Below are 15,993 nucleotides of genomic sequence, written 5' to 3'. Positions count from 1 at the left end.
TAGCAGCTGTCGAGCCTGCGAGGCTGCGTTCGGCTGCGCAGCAGTCGTAAAACCTGCAGGCATGTTCTTTCAGATACACCGCGTCAGATGGATCACGACTGCTACGCAGCCGAACGCAGCCTCGCTGGGGCTCGACAGCTGCTACAACGGTCGTGTTTCGTCAGGGGTATGGATGTGTCAGTTCGGCCAGAACTCGTCTTTACCCAAGCTTTACGCTCCGCTGACCGCCGCTGACCTTGATCTCCGTAATCTGAACTCATCCGGAACGTACCGGGAACGAGACAAGGAGATTCACCATGCGCAAGACTCTTATCGCTCTGATGTTCGCTGCCGCCCTGCCGACCGTTGCCATGGCCATGCCTGAAGGTGCCGGCCCGATGGGTGGCCCGATGGACGGCTCGCGCCACGGCGGTCAGATGCACGGCATGCACGGTAAAGGCCCGTACAGCCAGCTGGACCTGAGCCGCGAACAACGCGAGCAGATCCGCAAAATCATGGGCGAGCAGATGCACGAGCGTAAGCAAGTGGTCGAGAAGTACCTGGAGAAACTCTCGCCGGCCGACCAGAAAGCCATGAAAGACGAAATGGCCGCCAACCACAAAAAAGCTGAAGCCGATGTCCGTGGCCTGCTGAAACCGGATCAACAGAAGAAATTCGACGAGATCCAGAAGAAGAAGGCTGAGCGCCGCGCCGAATGGGCCGAGTTCAAGGCGTGGAAAGCGCAACAACCGCAAAAAGCGCAATAATGCGTTGACCACGGACCCGACAGCTAACCCCGTCGGGTCTTTTGCCATTGTAGGAGCGCTCCCACACTGGTTTATGTTTGTCTGAGGATTTTCTGTGCGCTCATTGTTCTGGCGTATCCTGGCCAGCTTCTGGCTGGCCATCGCTCTGGTTGCAGGGCTTTCCATTCTGCTCGGGCACATGCTCAACCAGGATGCGTGGATTCTCAGTCGCCACCCGGGCCTCAACACCCTGGCCGAACAATGGACGCAAACCTACGAAGCCCAAGGTGAGGAAGCGGCCCAGGACATTCTGGAACAGCGCAAGCGCCAGTATCACATCGACGTTCAGGTGCTCAACGAAAGCGGCGACCCGGTGGTACGCGGCACCTTCCCCCGGCGTGCGGCGGCCTTCGAAGCGCGGCAGAACAACGACGATCGCCGCCTGCCCTGGCGGCGTCTGACCGCGGAATACACCAGCGAGAAAACCGGCGACACGTACCTGCTGATCTATCGTATTCCGCACCCGGAACTGGACTCATGGCACCGTGAAAGCCTGCTCTGGCCATTGAGCGCGCTGGGCATTGCGCTGGTGGTGCTGACCCTGTTCAGCCTGTTCGTGACATTGTCCATTACCCGACCGCTGAACCGCTTGCGCGGTGCGGTGCATGACCTTGGGCAAACCACCTATCAGCAAAACAGCCTGGTGAAACTGGCCAACCGTCGCGACGAGTTTGGAGTATTGGCCAACGACTTCAACCGCATGGGTGCGCGCCTGCAAAGTCTGATCGGCAGCCAGAGGCAGTTGCTGCGCGACGTGTCCCATGAACTGCGCTCACCGCTGGCGCGACTGCGCATTGCACTGGCACTTGCCGAACGTGCCACCCCCGAAGAACGGGAAAAACTCGCGCCACGCCTGACCCGCGAATGCGACCGGCTGGAAGCGCTGATCAGTGAAATCCTGGTACTGGCGCGAGTCGATGCCGACAACGCCAGCGCTGAAGACGTGGATCTGAACGCATTGCTCAATACGCTGCAAAAGGATGCTCAATTGAGTTCGCCGGAGCAGACCGTTCGCCTCGACGCGGAACCGCAGCTGAACCTCAAAGGCTGGCCGACGATGATCGAGCGCGCCGTCGACAACCTGCTGCGCAACGCGCAGCGCTTCAACCCGCAAGGGCAGTCGATTGAAATGCAGGCGGTGCGTCAGGGTGAGCGGATTGTGGTCAGCGTCCGGGACCATGGACCCGGTGTCGACACCGAGCATTTGACTCAACTGGGTGAGCCGTTCTATCGGGCTCCGGGTCAGACGGCGGCCGGGCATGGCTTGGGATTGGCCATTGCGCGACGCGCGGCAGAACGGCATGGCGGGAGTCTGGTGTTGGCCAATCACCCGCAGGGCGGGTTCATTGCCAGCCTTGAATTACCGTTGGTGCCGGGAATCATCGTCCAACCTTAAAAGCTTCGCGGGCAAGCCTCGCTCCTACAGGTTTTATGCCGAACACAATATCGTGGCATGACACATAACCCTGTAGAAGCGAGCGGGCGGCGATCCGACTTGCCCGCGAAGCATTTGATCTTAAGGCTTGGAGGGCCAGGCGCTGACGAATTCGGCCAGGTCGACTTTCTCCGCCACGCGCGGTTCTTTCTGCGGTGTGCCGAGGTACAGGAAGGCAATCACCTCCTCCCCTTCCGCCAACCCCAATCCCTTGGCCACATGCGCCGAATAGGCCAGTTCACCGGTGCGCCACACCGCGCCAATGCCTTGCGCATAAGCGGCCAGCAGAATCCCGTGAGCCGCACACCCTGCCGCCAGCAATTGCTCGGATTTCGGGTATTTGACGTGGTCCTGCAACCGCGCGATCACCACAACCACCAGCGGCGCGCGCAATGGACCGTTACGCGCCTTGTCCAACGCCGCCTCGGACACCTCGCTGTCTTGCAGCTTCGCCGCTTCGGCCAGCAACTCGCCCATTTGCTCGCGCGCCGCACCTTCGACTGTCAGGAAGCGCCAAGGCTGCAAATGGCCGTGGTCCGGCGCACGCATCGCGGCAGAAAACAGCACTTCGCGCTGCGCTGCAGTGGGTGCCGGTTCGAGCAGTCGTGGAACGGAAACACGGTTGAGCAAAGCGTCGAGAGCCTGCATCGGCCACCTCCTGAAAAATATGTGCGGCTATTCTAGCTGCAAGTGCCACGGGGATGCCGGTTTACATGCCCCGCCCCACGGGTAGAATGGCGCCCTTCCTACTTTCAGCCCGAGCGGACTTCATGGCGTTGCCGACCTTACGTCTCATTGGTTTCATCATCGGCCTCTTCCTGATCACGCTGGCCATCGCCATGGTCGTGCCCATGGCCACGCTGGTGATTTACGAACGCACGGGCGATCTGCCGTCGTTCCTCTGGGCGAGCATGATCACCTTTGTCGCCGGCCTCGCGCTGGTCATCCCCGGTCGCCCGGAACACGTACACCTGCGTCCGCGAGACATGTACCTGCTGACCGTCAGCAGTTGGGTGGTGGTGTGCATCTTCGCTGCGCTGCCGTTCCTGCTGACCCAGCGCATCAGCTACACCGACTCGTTCTTCGAAAGCATGTCCGGCATCACCGCCACCGGGGCGACGGTGCTCACCGGCCTGGACACCATGTCCCCCGGCATCCTGATGTGGCGTTCATTGCTGCACTGGATCGGCGGTATCGGCTTTATCGGCATGGCGGTGGCGATTCTGCCCCTGCTGCGCATCGGTGGCATGCGCCTGTTTCAGACCGAGTCGTCGGACCGTTCCGAAAAGGTCATGCCCCGCTCACACATGGTGGCGCGCTTGATCGTTGCGGCTTACGTCGGCATCACCATTCTCGGCAGCCTGGCGTTCTGGTGGGCCGGGATGAGCCCGTTCGATGCGATCAACCATGCGATGTCGGCGATCTCCACCGGCGGGTTCTCCACCTCCGACCAGTCCCTGGCCAAGTGGACGCAACCGGCGGTGCACTGGGTGGCGATTGTCATCATGATTCTCGGCAGCCTGCCGTTCACCCTGTACGTGGCGACCTTGCGCGGCAACCGTCAGGCGCTGATCAAAGATGAGCAGGTTCAAGGTTTGCTCGGCATGTTGCTGGTGACGTGGCTGGTGCTCACCACCTGGTACTGGTGGACCACTCAGTTGCATTGGCTGGACGCGTTGCGGCATGTGGCGCTGAACGTGACCTCGGTCGTCACGACGACAGGATTTGCACTGGGGGACTACAGCCTGTGGGGAAATTTCTCGCTGATGCTGTTCTTCTATCTGGGGTTTGTCGGGGGCTGCTCGGGTTCGACCGCTGGCGGGATCAAGATCTTCCGGTTCCAGGTTGCCTATATCCTGCTCAAGGCCAACCTTAACCAATTGATTCACCCGCGCGCGGTGATCAAGCAGAAGTACAACGGCCACCGTCTCGACGAAGAGATCGTGCGCTCGATCCTGACCTTTTCGTTCTTCTTCGCGATCACCATCTGCGTGATCGCGTTGCTGCTGTCGCTGCTCGGTGTGGACTGGATGACCGCCCTGACCGGCGCCGCCAGTACCGTGTCCGGCGTCGGTCCGGGATTGGGCGAGACCATCGGCCCGGCAGGCAACTTCGCTACCCTGCCGGACGCCGCCAAGTGGATTCTTTCGTTCGGCATGCTGCTGGGCCGACTGGAGATCATTACGGTGTTTGTTCTGTGTATTCCTGCGTTCTGGCGGCACTGACAACCGCAGGCGTTTCCGTCAACCGCGCCCGGTACTCGCCGGGCGTCGAGTCGAACCAGCGCCTGAAGGCGCGGAAGAAGTTGCTCGGATCGGCGAACCCCAACAGGTAGGCAATTTCCAGCAAGGTCATGGTTGGCTGCGCCAGGTATTGCTCGGCCAGCTCACGTCGCGTGTCATCCAGCAACGTTTGAAAACTCGTGCCTTCTTCCTGCAAGCGTCGCTGCAAGGTGCGCTGCGACAAGTGCAGGGTCTGCGCCACCGTCTCGCGTTTGGGCTCGCCCTGGGGCAGCAAACGGCACAGCACTTGCCGCGCCTTGTGGGTTACGCGGCTCTCGGAAAACCGCGCCAGGTATTCGCCGGCAAACCGGTCATGCAACAGCGCCATCGCTTCGTTGGCCGTCGGCAGCGGCGCCTCCATATCGGCGCGCTCGAAGATCAGGGCGTCGTAAGGTGCGTTGAACACCAGCGGCGCGTGGAAGGCCAGTTTGTAAGGTTCGAGATCGGCGGGCTGATCGCCCTCCAGCAGCACTTTGCGCGGTTGCAGGGTGCGACCGGTCAACCAGCCGCACAGCGCCAGCGCACAGGCCAGCGACGCTTCGGCGCTCTGTCGGGTGGGCGGCAAGTGATCGCCATGCACCGTCAGAATCAGCGCATAACCTTCATCCAGCAGTCGGAAACTCAGGTCAGCGCTTTCGGCAATGATCCGCTGATAACGCACCAGTCGCTGAAAGCCTTCGGCCAGGGTCTGGCTGGACATCAGGGCGTAGCCGGCCACATGGAAAGAGGCCGGTCGCACCACTTTGCCCATGTTCAGGCCGATCGCCGGGTTGCCGGACAGCTCGACCGCTCGCTGCCACAGTCGTGTCATGGAATCTTGCGGGAAGCGCGCATCCGGATCGTCCAGTGACGCGTAGTCGAGCCCCAGCTGCTTGAACAGAAGCCGACAATCCAGGCCGTCCATCTCCAGTGTTTTGACAATCCCCATCGCCCAGCTTGCAGAAGTCGTTCGTTCGCTCATGGCGTCTACTTACTACTTTGTGAGCCGTCTACCGCGGCAAATTTGCGAAGGATACTAAAGTGGCGCCTATTGTCACTGGCTGATGCCAATGATCACTCTAGACTCAAATAGGCTACCCGCCGAACAACTTGCAATCAGAACAACAATAACCACAGAGATCGCAGTCGTGGAAAACATCAGACGTTTCAACAGTTTCGCTGAGTTTTACCCGTATTACCTTAGTGAACACAGCAACAGCACCTGTCGACGATTGCATTTTGTCGGTACCAGCCTCGTCATCTTCATCTTGGCGCTGACCATCGGCAAAGGCGCCTGGTTGATGTTGCTGGCCTTGCCACTGGCGGGTTACAGCTTCGCCTGGATCGGGCATTTCTTTTTCGAGAAGAACCGTCCCGCCACGTTCCAGCATCCTCTTTATAGCCTGCTCGGCGACTTTGTCATGTACCGCGACATGATTCTGGGTCGCGTGCCGTTCTAGGCTCCCTTGGCCACAAAAGCGTCCTGCATAGCCAGTGCGATCTTGGATCCAAGTTCTACACTCAAGACATCCCTTTCGATTAGAACAAGAGGATAGCTGATGAACGCCAATGCACGATTCACCCACATGCAGGATGGCACACAGGAAGACTGGGCAATCATCGCCGCAGACTTCAGTGCCTACGCCAGGCAGTTGCCGTCACGGATTGTGGCGCACCTGAAATTGCTGGAGGGTGATTTTGGCGGCTTCCCGGTGGATCGTCTGACCCACTCGTTGCAGACCGCCAGCCGTGCCTGGCGCGATGGCCGTGATGAAGAATATGTGGTCTGCGCGCTGCTACACGACATCGGCGACACACTGGGTTCCTATAACCATCCGGACATTGCCGCGGCGATTCTCAAGCCGTTCGTCAGTGCCGAGAATCTGTGGATGGTGGAGAAGCACGGGATATTCCAGGGGTATTACTTCTTCCATCACCTGGGCATGGATCGGCATTTGCGCGAGCAATTCAGCGGGCATCCGCAGTATCAGGCGACCATTGAGTTCTGCGCCAAATATGACGCGGCGGCGTTTGACCCGGCTTACGAGACGTTACCGCTGAGTTTCTTTGAGCCGATGATGGAGCGCTTGTTTGCGCATCCGAAGAACTCGATCTACATGGCGGCGATGGCAGAACATTCGCCAGCCTGACAGATTCGGGGGGACTGCTGCGCAGTCCATCGCGAGCAGGCTCACTCCCACAGGTGACCGAGTTCTTTCAGGGAAATACGATCAAAAATGTGGGAGCGAGCCTGCTCGCGATGAGGCCAGCCCGAACACCTTTTTCTTAAGCCGGCTCTGCAATTTTGATGGCCTTCAACTCTGCCTCCCGCGCCTGGGCATCCGCCAACCGGTACAACTCGATCGACCCGTCCCAATGCTCGATCAGCGCCGTGCACGACTCCACCCAATCCCCGCAATTGAGGTAGTCCACCCCACCGACCTTGCGAATCTCGGCATGGTGAATGTGCCCGCACACCACCCCATGCAACTCGCGTTTGACGCACTCGTGGGCGATGGCTTCTTCGAAATCACTGATGAAGCTGACCGCCGTTTTCACCTTGTGTTTGAGGTAGGCCGACAACGACCAGTAGCCGTAGCCATAACGGGCGCGCCAATGATTGAGCCAGCGGTTGAGGGTCAGGGTGAACTCGTAGGCCGAGTCGCCGAGAAAGGCCAGCCAGCGGTGATACCGGGTGATCACGTCGAACTGGTCGCCATGAATCACCAGCAGATGGCGGCCATCGGCGGTCACGTGCACCGCTTCGTCCACCAGTTGGATGTTGCCCAGAATCAGCTTCGAATAGCGGCGCAGGAATTCGTCGTGGTTGCCGGTGACGTAGATCACCTCGGTGCCGCGCTTGCTCATGGTCAGCAAACGGCGAATCACGTTGGTGTGCGCCTGAGGCCAGTACATGCCGCTGCGCAGTTTCCAGCCGTCGATGATGTCGCCCACCAGATAGACCTTGTCCGCGTGGTAGCCCTTGAGGAACTGGGACAAGTGTTCGGCCTGGCAGTCCCGGGTGCCCAAATGCACATCGGAAATCCACAAGGTCCGCACACGTTGCTTACGGCTGGGTTTGGCAAGCTCGGCGCTGGTCATGGGCAACCCTCTGGGCAAGTTTTGGCAACTTTGCCTCAATCCGGTTAATTGCCCATGACAACCGCGAGTCAATCCTGTGACAACGCCCGGCCGGTGTAGACTGGCCGCATCTTGACCGGGAGACCTGCGATGAGACCGATCCTCACGCTGCGCCAATACACCAAGGACCTGATCGTCCACAGCCACGACCACGCGCAACTGGTGTTCGGGCTGTCGGGAGCCCTGGACTTCGAGGTGGACGGGCATGGCAGCCAGGTGATTCAGCAGAGTTTCGTGGTAGTACCGTCGGGTTTCCATCACGCCTGCGGCAGCAGCAATGGCAGCCGCTGCCTGGTGCTGGATGTGCCGAGCGATCAATGGGTTTCGCAGTCCCTTGGCGATCACGCCGACGCCAGCCGCCGGTTGCTCGACAACGCCGGTCGCCTACCGCTGGATGCCGGGCAAAGCCAATTGGTGAGTTGGCTGGCGGGCAGCCAGGTCAGTGACCCGTTGATTGCCCAGCAAGGCGCTGTGCTGTTATTGGCCAGCCTCAATAACGCCAAGCCTGAGGTGGTGGGCGGTCGGCGCCTGCCGTATGCGGCGCTGAATGCGCACATTGATCAGTACGCGGCTTATCCGCTGCAAGTCGCCGATCTGGCGCGCGTCGCCGGGCTGTCCAGCGCCCGGTTGCATGCGCGGTTTGTCGCTGAATGCGGGCAGACGCCGATGGATTACATCCGCAGTCGGCGGCTGCATATTGCGGTAGGACTGCTGCGCGATTCACCCTTGCCGATCGGCGAGATTGCCAGTCGGGTCGGTTACAGTTCCCAAAGTGCATTTGCCGCGGCGGTGTTGCGCGAGTTTGGTACGACTCCGGGAAAACTGCGGCGCGAGGCTGGCGACAAAAGTCGATAGTTTGCCGACAGACTCGCGAGTGGCTACGCGGTCAAATGTGTAGCAGCTGGCGAAGCCCTGTGGCGAGGGGATTTATCCCCGTCCGGCTGCGCAGCAGTCGTGAAACCATTCAACCACGGTGTTTCAGGAAAACCGTGCACACCGGGTTTACGACTGCTGCGCAGCCGGACGGGGATAAATCCCCTCGCCACAGGGCTTCGCCAGCTGCTACAGGGCTGCGGTGTCTATCGTCCCAGGTTTACTCAGTTATCAAGGAATGCAATGACTCCCCGTACCGCCCTTGGCGCCTTGCATATCGGCGCACTGATGTTTGGCCTGACCGGTGTGTTCGGCAAACTCGCTGCCGCCTCGCCTGCCGTCATTGTATTTGGCCGGGCCGCATTTGCCGTCCTCGCCCTGGCGGTGTTCGCACGGTTCGCCAGCAACACGCGCTGGCAGAAACTCGAAGCAGTGGACTGGCGTCGTCTGCTGCTCAGCGGTTTGCTGCTGGCTGGGCATTGGGTGAGTTTTTTCATTGCGGTGAAAGTGGCCGGCGTGGCAATCGCGACCCTGGGTTTCGCCAGCTTCCCGGCGTTTACCGTGATCCTCGAGGGGCTGATATTCCGTGAGCGGATCCGCGCCAATGAAATCCTCTTGGTGGTGCTGGTGAGTGTCGGGCTGGTGCTGGTCACGCCCGACTTCGATCTGGCGAGTGGCGCCACCACGGGCCTGCTCTGGGCGGTCGGCTCAGGTTTGCTGTTCGCCCTGCTATCGCTGACCAACCGCGCCAGCTCCGGAAGAATTCCGCCGGTGCAGGCGGCGCTGTGTCAGAACGTGGTGGTCGCGCTGTGCCTGCTGCCGGTGGCGGCGCCGCAGTTGAGCGAAGTCCGCGCTATCGACTGGCTGTGGATCGGTTTGCTCGGGGTGTTCTGCACCGGCGTCGCTCACAGCTTGTTTGTCGCCAGCCTGGCGGTGATCAAGGCGCGCACCGCCGCCGTGGTGTTCGCCCTGGAGCCGGTGTACGGCATCACCATGGCCTGGCTGTTGTTCGATGAAAACCCGACGCTGCGCATGCTGATCGGCGGCGCGTTGATCATCGTCGCAATCGTGGTCTCCAGCAGGCTGTCAGGCGGTTCAAGCAAAAAGACCGTAGCCGCCGAAGCCGCGTCTCACTGAGTGCGGTCGTTGTGGCCGAGGTCGCGGTCAGGGTCGATCTGATCGCGGACCCGCTGCTTGAGCACCTTGGCCTCCGGGAAACCGCCGTCGGCCTTGCGCTCCCAGATCTGTACATCGTCACAAAAAATATGGAAAACCCCACCGGTGCCGGGCACCAGCGAAACTTTGCCCAAGTCATCGCCAAAGGTGCTGAGCAGTTCCTGGGCCAGCCAGGCCGCACGCAACAGCCATTGGCATTGCGTGCAATAGGTGATGATGATTTCCGGTTTACGCGTGGTCATGATGGGCAAGACTCCTGAGCCTGAGAGCGCCGCTATAGTAGAGGCTCAGCGGATTCCGGCCAACAGGCTCCGGGCGGTCTGCTTGAGCGGCTCATCGCCTTCCTTCAGCAACTCGTTGAGCAGTTCGATGGCGTTGTCCAGATCGCCGTCATCGATACAGGTCTGGGCTTGTTCCAGTTTGTCGTTGCTGGTTGACTCGGCCGGCTCCAGGCTGAGGGGTTCAAGTTCCAGCGACGGGCCGGCATCGCCGAATTCGTTGAGAAAGTCGTCATCCAGCGCCTGTGAATCCGGTTCTGCAACCCACTCAAGCTCCGGTTCGTCCAGAGTCGACTCTTCAGGCATCTCGATCACCTCGGGCAACACATGCAGGTTCGAGGTGAACTCGGGCTCTACAGCTTTTGGTGATTCGTCTGAAGATTTAGCCTTGTCGAAAGGGCTGACCAAGTCCCAGCTGGAATCCATGGACAGGTCATCCAGGTTCAACTGGAACTCGTCGACAGGTGCCGTTTCTTGCGCGGGAGTGATGACTGCAGCGGCTGCAATCGGAGCCGCATTGTTCAGTTTCGGGTAGCGGGCACGGATGTCCTGAAGCTTTTGTACATCGAACCCGTCGTCACGCAGACTTTTTTCCTGTGCGTCATAGGCGGGTACGTCGCCTTGCTTACCCAGGACTTCCAGCAGTTGCACGGCCAGATCCGTGCGCAGGGGTTCCTTGGCCAACGCTTCTCGCAACAAGCCGACCGCTTCGGAAAAACGGCCATAGGCCAGGTAAATACCGACCCCTTCCAGTACATCGCCTGTTGGCATTTCTTCACGATCTTCGGGAGCGGATTTGAGTATGGGTTGTTGCACCGACGATTGCGCCGCACGCTCAAGCATCGGCTCCTGTCGCGCAGGTGCAGCGGGCGAAGACTCGGGCAATGCCTGAAGCTGCTGGCGTTGACGTCGAACAAATAGCCCCAGCAATACCAAAGCGATCAGCGCCAGCAAGCCGATGATCAGCGGCCAATGGCTAGCCTCGGGTTCTTCGACAACGACGGGAGCAGGCGCTACCGCGACCGGCATCTCCGGTGGCGCCCGTTTGACCTCCGCCAGCTGGGTTTGCAGTTCGGTCACCTGTTTTTTCTGGCCAGCGATCTGCTCGTCCTGTGCCTGAAGCTTCGCATTCAGCTCATCGACGGTTTTTTGCAGCTGCTGGTTTTGCAGCACGCTGGCGGCCAATTGTTCGGCAACAGGATCAGGAACAGGCGCGGCAGGTTGAACGACGGCAGGCGCTGGCGCGGGTTTCTTCGCCGTGGGTGCCTGCGCAGTGGCCGGTTTGACGCTCGGGAATGGAGAGTTTTGCGCGCTGGCGACCGGTTCGTCGTCCGGAATAATCCCCGGTGAACCCGGTGGATCGATCAGTACCGTGTACTCGCGCAGCAAACGCCCGTTGGGCTGATTGAGCTGCACCAGGAAATTCAGGAAGGGTTCATTGACCGGTTTGTTGGAGGTCACCCGGATCAGGCTACGGTTGCCCCGCAGGACGGGCATGAACTTCAGATCGTTGAGGAAGAACACCCGATCGACGCCAGCGCGGGTGAATTCCTCCGCCGACGCCAGGCTGACCGAGAGCTCGCCCTCCTCCAGCCCACCGACATCCACCAGGGCAATGTCGGCACGCAATGGCTGATTCAACGAGGAATGAAGGGTAATGTCGCCCAATCCCAGCGCAGGGGCCAATGCCGAGTAAGTGACCGCACCACCGACCAGCAGCAGCCTGGCGCAACACCGCAATACAACGTGCCAACTCTCGAGCATGAGCATCCCTTAGATAACAAGAACCAACCTGTACGCGTTCGCACATCCGTTACGAACACGATATCGCCTAGTAGTTCTTTATAGTCTGCCCAACGGGGTATCTCAAAAAGCTGACGCGCGGTTATGCCTCAAGATTTTTCCAGGTTGGCCAGAATGTGCCCGTGCACACGCATGCAAATCTTTAAATCCGCCTCGTCGACGCCGTCAAACAGTTCGCGGCGCAGTTGCGTGGCAATGGTTTCAATTTGTTCGATCAGAGGACGGGCCGGCGCACAGAGGACAATTTTTTTCGCCCGACGGTCTTCCAGCACCGATTGGCGCTGAACCAGGCCTTGGGTTTCCAGGCTGTCGAGCAACCGGGCCAGGGTCGGCCCTTCGACGCCGACGCTTTGCGCCAGCTCACGTTGGGTCGGTGCTTCTTCGAAGCGCGCCAGGTGCAGCAGCACCAGCCAGCGCGCCTGGGACAGACCCAGGCCGGCCAGGCGGCGATCCAGTTCGGCACGCCAGCCGCGGGACATCTGGGCCAGTTGCATGCCAAAACGGTGTTGATCGGTTAACGGCATAAGAAACTCATGATTAGACTGAAATAGAGAAAACTAATTATTAGTCAGCTAAGCATGGCAGTTGGCTTGAGGCAAGGCCTGGTCTGTAGTGAATCGTTACATCACTGTAACAAGTCATTTAAACCTCAAATTCGGATTGCAGTGCCGCCCGAACGCAGTACAGGACACCTTCAGGCACTCTCCCTGCGAACAGCGCGGCAATCTCCGACACCGGCGGCAACTCGCCTTCGCCATCCAGGAAGGCATCCTGGACCTCACCCATCAATTCTTCAGGCAAGTCCAGCGCTTGCTCCAGCGACAACTGCTGCTTGCCGATCGCTTCGGCGAGCATGGTGTAGACATTCTTTTCCGAGCATTGCAACTGACCGGCGATCTGCAGCGGCGTCATGCCTGCGCGAGCGAGGGTGATCAGCTCGTGGCGCACATCGGCGACGACTTTCGGCGCCTCGACCTGACCGCCCAGCACTTCGAGGAAGGCCTCGCCGTAACGTTCGAGCTTGCGCGCGCCAACGCCGCTGACCGTGGCCATTTCCGCCAGCGAGGTCGGTTGGCTGCGGAGCATTTCCAGCAGTGTCGAGTCGGGGAAGATGACGTACGGCGGGACCCCGTGTTCTTCGGCGAGTTTGCGACGCAAGGCGCGCAAGGCTTCCCACTGTTCGCGTTCTTCGCCGCGAACCAGTTGGCTCGCCTGGCTCTTGCTGCTTTTGGCGGTGGTTTGCGGCTTGAGGTCGCGGCGCAGTTCCAGGGTCACTTCGCCCTTGAGCAGCGGCCGGCAGGAGTCGCTCAGGCGCAGGCCGCCATAACCTTCGAGGTCGATGTCTGCCAGACCACGGGCCACCAGTTGTCGGAACAGGGAACGCCATTCACTCTCGCCCATGGCCTTGCCGACGCCATACACCGACAGATGTTGATGGCCAAAGCTGCGGACCTTTTCGTTGTCCTTGCCCAGCAACACGTCTACCAGATGCCCGACGCCATAACGCTGGCCGGTGCGGTAAATCGCCGAGAGCGCCTGACGGGCCGGCTCGGTGGCGTCCCAGGTTTGCACGCCATCGACGCAGTTGTCGCAATGGCCGCACGGCTCGGGCATGTCTTCGTCGAAATAAGCCAGCAAGGTTTGCCGACGGCAGCGGGTTTCTTCGCAGAGCGAGAGCATGGCGTCGAGCTTGTGCTGCTCCAGACGCTTGTGGCGCTCGTCGCCTTCGGAGTTTTGCAACATTTGCTTGAGCATCACCACGTCTTGCAGGCCGTAAGCCATCCAGGCGTCCGCCGGCAGGCCATCACGGCCGCCGCGACCGGTTTCCTGGTAATACGCCTCAAGGGATTTCGGCAAATCGAGGTGCGCGACAAAGCGCACGTTGGGCTTGTCGATGCCCATGCCGAACGCCACGGTGGCGACCATGATCAGGCCTTCCTCGTTGAGGAAGCGCTTCTGGTGATGGGACCGGGTGTCGTTGGGCAAACCGGCGTGGTACGGCAGCGCCGGGAAGCCTTGTTCGCTGAGGAACACCGCGACTTCGTCGACTTTCTTGCGTGACAGGCAATAGACAATGCCGGCATCACTGCGGCGCTCGGCAAGGAACGCCAGCAACTGCTTGCGCGGCTGCTCTTTGGGCACGATGCGGTAGAAAATGTTCGGACGGTCGAAGCTCGACAAGAAGCGCTCGGCATTCTGCAAATGCAAACGATCGACGATTTCTTCGCGGGTACGCTTGTCGGCCGTGGCCGTCAGGGCAATGCGCGGTACGTTGGGGAACAGCTCCGCCAACTGGCCCAGTTGCAGGTATTCGCGACGGAAGTCGTGACCCCATTGGGACACGCAGTGGGCTTCGTCGATGGCGAACAGGGCGATTTCAAGACTTTGCAGGAACGCCAGCATCCGCGGCTGGACCAGACGCTCGGGCGCCAGATAGAGCATCTTCACTTCGCCGCGCTTGATCCGTGCCGCCAGATCGCGCTGCTGCTCGGCGCTCAACGTGGAGTTCAATGCAGCGGCAGCGACGCCCAGCTCTTCGAGGGTCGCGACCTGATCGTCCATCAGCGCGATCAGCGGCGACACCACCACCGCCAGGCCTTCGCGCAGCAGCGCCGGGACCTGGAAGCACAAGGATTTGCCGCCACCGGTAGGCATCAGCACCAGGGCGTCGCCGCCGTTGGCCACGCGCTCAATGATTGCACCCTGGCGGCCACGGAAACTGTCGTAGCCGAAGATGTCCTTGAGGACGCGTTGAGCCTGTTCGAGCATAAAAACTCCAAAAATCACAAAAACATCCCTGCAAGGCTGGTTCAGAACCACACAGGCTGCACTGACAAATCGTAAGTGCGCATTGCATGACGCTTCACATTCCAGCCGTGACGCCAGCAGGGCATCACAAAACGCGCGAGTATACCCGAGGCCTGCCCACCAAAGGGTGCCGCTGAGAAGACACATGATGCCAATGCCATTAAGCCCCCTGTAGGAGTGAGACCGGCTTGCCGGCGATGTCGGTGGGTCAGCAACATTGATGTTGGATGAGGCACCGCTATCGCGAGCAGGCTCACTCCTACAGGGATTGCGGGGGTGCTTGTTCTTGCGAAGGCTTCAAATATCCCGCGCGGCTGGCCTGACCGCTCAAGAAGGCCTAGAATTCCCGCATCTGTTAATTCCCCAAGGTAGCCCTTTAATGTCCTTCGCTGAGCAACTAACCCGCCTGCAAGTCTTCCTCGACGCCGACGAACTGCATGACGAGGCGCTGGACTACGTGGCCGCCCACGGCTACCTCACTGCGCTTTCGATCTGCTCCGAAGAGGTCCCGGATCGCGAATGGATTGACGCCCTCTTCGCCGAAGAGCCGCATTACGCCGACGACACCGAGCGTGAAGCGATCGAATCCACCCTGCTGGCCCTCAAGGCTCACATCGCGCGCCAACTGGCGTCCGATGAAGAGTTCGAGCTGCCGTGCGACCTGGACCTGGGCGAAGAGCCGGATGACTCCGACCTGCGCGGCTGGTGCATCGGTTTCATGGAAGGCGTGTTCTTGCGCGAAGCGGCCTGGTTCGAAACCGCCGAAGACGAAGTCAGCGAAATGCTGCTGCCGATCATGGTCGGTTCGGGTCTGTTCGACGAACAACCTGAGTTCGAAGACATCGCCAAAGACGCCAACCTGATGGACGACATGATCGTGCAGATCCCGGAAGCCCTGACCGCGCTGTACCTGCTGTGCCAGGCGCCAGACGAAAAACCGGCGATCCTCAAGCCACGTCACCACTAAGGTTTTGCCTATGGACAACCCCATAGGCAACCGCTCCCTGATGTTGCGTTACGTGCTGCTGGCCATCGGCTGGCTGAGCGTAGCGCTGGGGGTGATCGGGATCTTCCTGCCAGTGTTGCCCACCACACCTTTCCTGTTGCTGGCCGCCGCTTGCTTTGCCCGCAGTTCGCCGCGGTTTTATCAGTGGCTGGTGGGGCATCCACGGCTTGGCCCGTGGATTCGCGACTACCTCGACGGCAACGGCATCCCGCTCAAGGGCAAGGTCTACGCGATCGGTCTGATGTGGGTGAGCATCCTGTTTTCCTGCTACCTGGTGCCCCTGCCGTGGGCGCGGGGGGTCATGCTGACCAGCGCAGTGCTGGTGACGATCTACATCCTCAAACAGAAAACCCTGCGCAAATCCTGATACCAACACGGTCCCTTGTAATTGGATGGACTCGCCCAAGCCGAGGCGTCAATGCGCCAC

Annotated in this window: 16 protein-coding genes; 9 read left to right on the top strand and 7 right to left on the bottom strand. The window is 60.3% G+C overall.

All coding sequences use genetic code 11. From position 1 onward, the window contains the following. Nucleotides 1–296 precede the first annotated feature (296 nt). Nucleotides 297–746 carry a Spy/CpxP family protein refolding chaperone gene (locus ACYZTY_RS06275; protein ID WP_131062526.1) on the top strand — a complete coding sequence of 150 codons (450 nt, stop codon included), beginning with the start codon at nucleotides 297–299 and terminating at the stop codon, nucleotides 744–746. A 94-nt stretch (nucleotides 747–840) separates the two neighbouring features. After that, a complete protein-coding gene (locus ACYZTY_RS06270) occupies nucleotides 841–2,181 on the top strand; it encodes a sensor histidine kinase (RefSeq protein ID WP_461957751.1) in 1,341 nt (446 codons plus the stop codon). A 120-nt stretch (nucleotides 2,182–2,301) separates the two neighbouring features. Here the strand turns inward: ACYZTY_RS06270 and ACYZTY_RS06265 are convergent, their stop codons facing one another. Next, on the bottom strand, nucleotides 2,302–2,868 hold the full coding sequence (locus tag ACYZTY_RS06265) for an NAD(P)H nitroreductase (protein WP_461957750.1): 567 nt from the start codon (nucleotides 2,866–2,868) through the stop codon (nucleotides 2,302–2,304). A 122-nt stretch (nucleotides 2,869–2,990) separates the two neighbouring features. Here ACYZTY_RS06265 and ACYZTY_RS06260 point away from each other — a divergent pair, with 122 nt between their 5' ends. Next, on the top strand, nucleotides 2,991–4,445 hold the full coding sequence (locus tag ACYZTY_RS06260) for a TrkH family potassium uptake protein (RefSeq protein ID WP_461957749.1): 1,455 nt from the start codon (nucleotides 2,991–2,993) through the stop codon (nucleotides 4,443–4,445). Here the strand turns inward: ACYZTY_RS06260 and ACYZTY_RS06255 are convergent. Beyond that, nucleotides 4,402–5,463 (bottom strand): AraC family transcriptional regulator, encoded by a 1,062-nt coding sequence (locus tag ACYZTY_RS06255; RefSeq protein ID WP_461957748.1) that lies wholly within the window; start codon nucleotides 5,461–5,463, stop codon nucleotides 4,402–4,404. The two genes, ACYZTY_RS06260 and ACYZTY_RS06255, sit on opposite strands and share 44 nt — an antisense overlap. A 166-nt stretch (nucleotides 5,464–5,629) precedes the next feature. Between ACYZTY_RS06255 and ACYZTY_RS06250 the strand changes: the two genes are divergently transcribed. Beyond that, nucleotides 5,630–5,941, top strand: a complete 312-nt coding sequence (locus ACYZTY_RS06250) for an Mpo1-like protein (RefSeq protein WP_131062531.1) — start codon at nucleotides 5,630–5,632, stop codon at nucleotides 5,939–5,941. A 99-nt stretch (nucleotides 5,942–6,040) separates the two neighbouring features. Then, complete coding sequence (locus ACYZTY_RS06245) at nucleotides 6,041–6,631, top strand: HD domain-containing protein (protein ID WP_461957747.1); 591 nt, start codon at nucleotides 6,041–6,043, stop codon at nucleotides 6,629–6,631. A 136-nt stretch (nucleotides 6,632–6,767) separates the two neighbouring features. Here the strand turns inward: ACYZTY_RS06245 and ACYZTY_RS06240 are convergent, their stop codons facing one another. Next, nucleotides 6,768–7,583 (bottom strand): UDP-2,3-diacylglucosamine diphosphatase, encoded by an 816-nt coding sequence (locus ACYZTY_RS06240; RefSeq protein ID WP_461957746.1) that lies wholly within the window; start codon nucleotides 7,581–7,583, stop codon nucleotides 6,768–6,770. Nucleotides 7,584–7,712: 129 nt separating this feature from the next. Here ACYZTY_RS06240 and ACYZTY_RS06235 point away from each other — a divergent pair, with 129 nt between their 5' ends. Both ACYZTY_RS06235 and ACYZTY_RS06230 read left to right on the top strand, forming a co-directional pair. Next, nucleotides 7,713–8,477 (top strand): helix-turn-helix transcriptional regulator, encoded by a 765-nt coding sequence (locus ACYZTY_RS06235; protein WP_461957745.1) that lies wholly within the window; start codon nucleotides 7,713–7,715, stop codon nucleotides 8,475–8,477. A 261-nt stretch (nucleotides 8,478–8,738) separates the two neighbouring features. Beyond that, nucleotides 8,739–9,632 carry a DMT family transporter gene (locus ACYZTY_RS06230; RefSeq protein WP_461957744.1) on the top strand — a complete coding sequence of 298 codons (894 nt, stop codon included), beginning with the start codon at nucleotides 8,739–8,741 and terminating at the stop codon, nucleotides 9,630–9,632. On the opposite strand, the gene ACYZTY_RS06225 is transcribed toward ACYZTY_RS06230, so the two are convergent. The 4 genes from ACYZTY_RS06225 to recQ all read right to left on the bottom strand — a co-directional run bounded on the left by ACYZTY_RS06225 (nucleotide 9,626) and on the right by recQ (nucleotide 14,521). After that, nucleotides 9,626–9,913 carry an Rdx family protein gene (locus ACYZTY_RS06225; RefSeq protein ID WP_461957743.1) on the bottom strand — a complete coding sequence of 96 codons (288 nt, stop codon included), beginning with the start codon at nucleotides 9,911–9,913 and terminating at the stop codon, nucleotides 9,626–9,628. The genes ACYZTY_RS06230 and ACYZTY_RS06225 overlap by 7 nt on opposite strands. Before the next feature lie 45 nt (nucleotides 9,914–9,958). Next, nucleotides 9,959–11,713: a FimV/HubP family polar landmark protein gene (locus ACYZTY_RS06220; RefSeq protein WP_461957742.1), complete on the bottom strand. Its 1,755-nt coding sequence runs from the start codon at nucleotides 11,711–11,713 to the stop codon at nucleotides 9,959–9,961. 128 nt (nucleotides 11,714–11,841) lie between these two features. After that, a complete protein-coding gene (locus tag ACYZTY_RS06215; RefSeq protein ID WP_461957741.1) occupies nucleotides 11,842–12,276 on the bottom strand; it encodes a MarR family transcriptional regulator in 435 nt (144 codons plus the stop codon). Nucleotides 12,277–12,394: 118 nt separating this feature from the next. Further along, a complete protein-coding gene (gene recQ / locus ACYZTY_RS06210) occupies nucleotides 12,395–14,521 on the bottom strand; it encodes a DNA helicase RecQ (RefSeq protein ID WP_461957740.1) in 2,127 nt (708 codons plus the stop codon). Nucleotides 14,522–14,939: 418 nt separating this feature from the next. On the opposite strand from recQ, the gene ACYZTY_RS06205 reads away from it, so the two are divergent. Together ACYZTY_RS06205 and ACYZTY_RS06200 are read left to right on the top strand one after the other, a co-directional pair. Next, the gene (locus ACYZTY_RS06205) at nucleotides 14,940–15,527 is read left to right on the top strand and encodes a UPF0149 family protein (RefSeq protein WP_010461974.1); all 588 of its coding nucleotides are present in this window, start codon (nucleotides 14,940–14,942) and stop codon (nucleotides 15,525–15,527) included. Between the two features lie 10 nt (nucleotides 15,528–15,537). Continuing rightward, complete coding sequence (locus ACYZTY_RS06200) at nucleotides 15,538–15,933, top strand: YbaN family protein (protein WP_461957739.1); 396 nt, start codon at nucleotides 15,538–15,540, stop codon at nucleotides 15,931–15,933. Nucleotides 15,934–15,993 lie beyond the last annotated feature (60 nt).

It is taken from the genome of Pseudomonas sp. LB1P83 (assembly GCF_054897885.1).
Note: the sequence above shows the minus strand (reverse complement) of the source record. Positions and strands in the feature narration are given on the sequence as shown.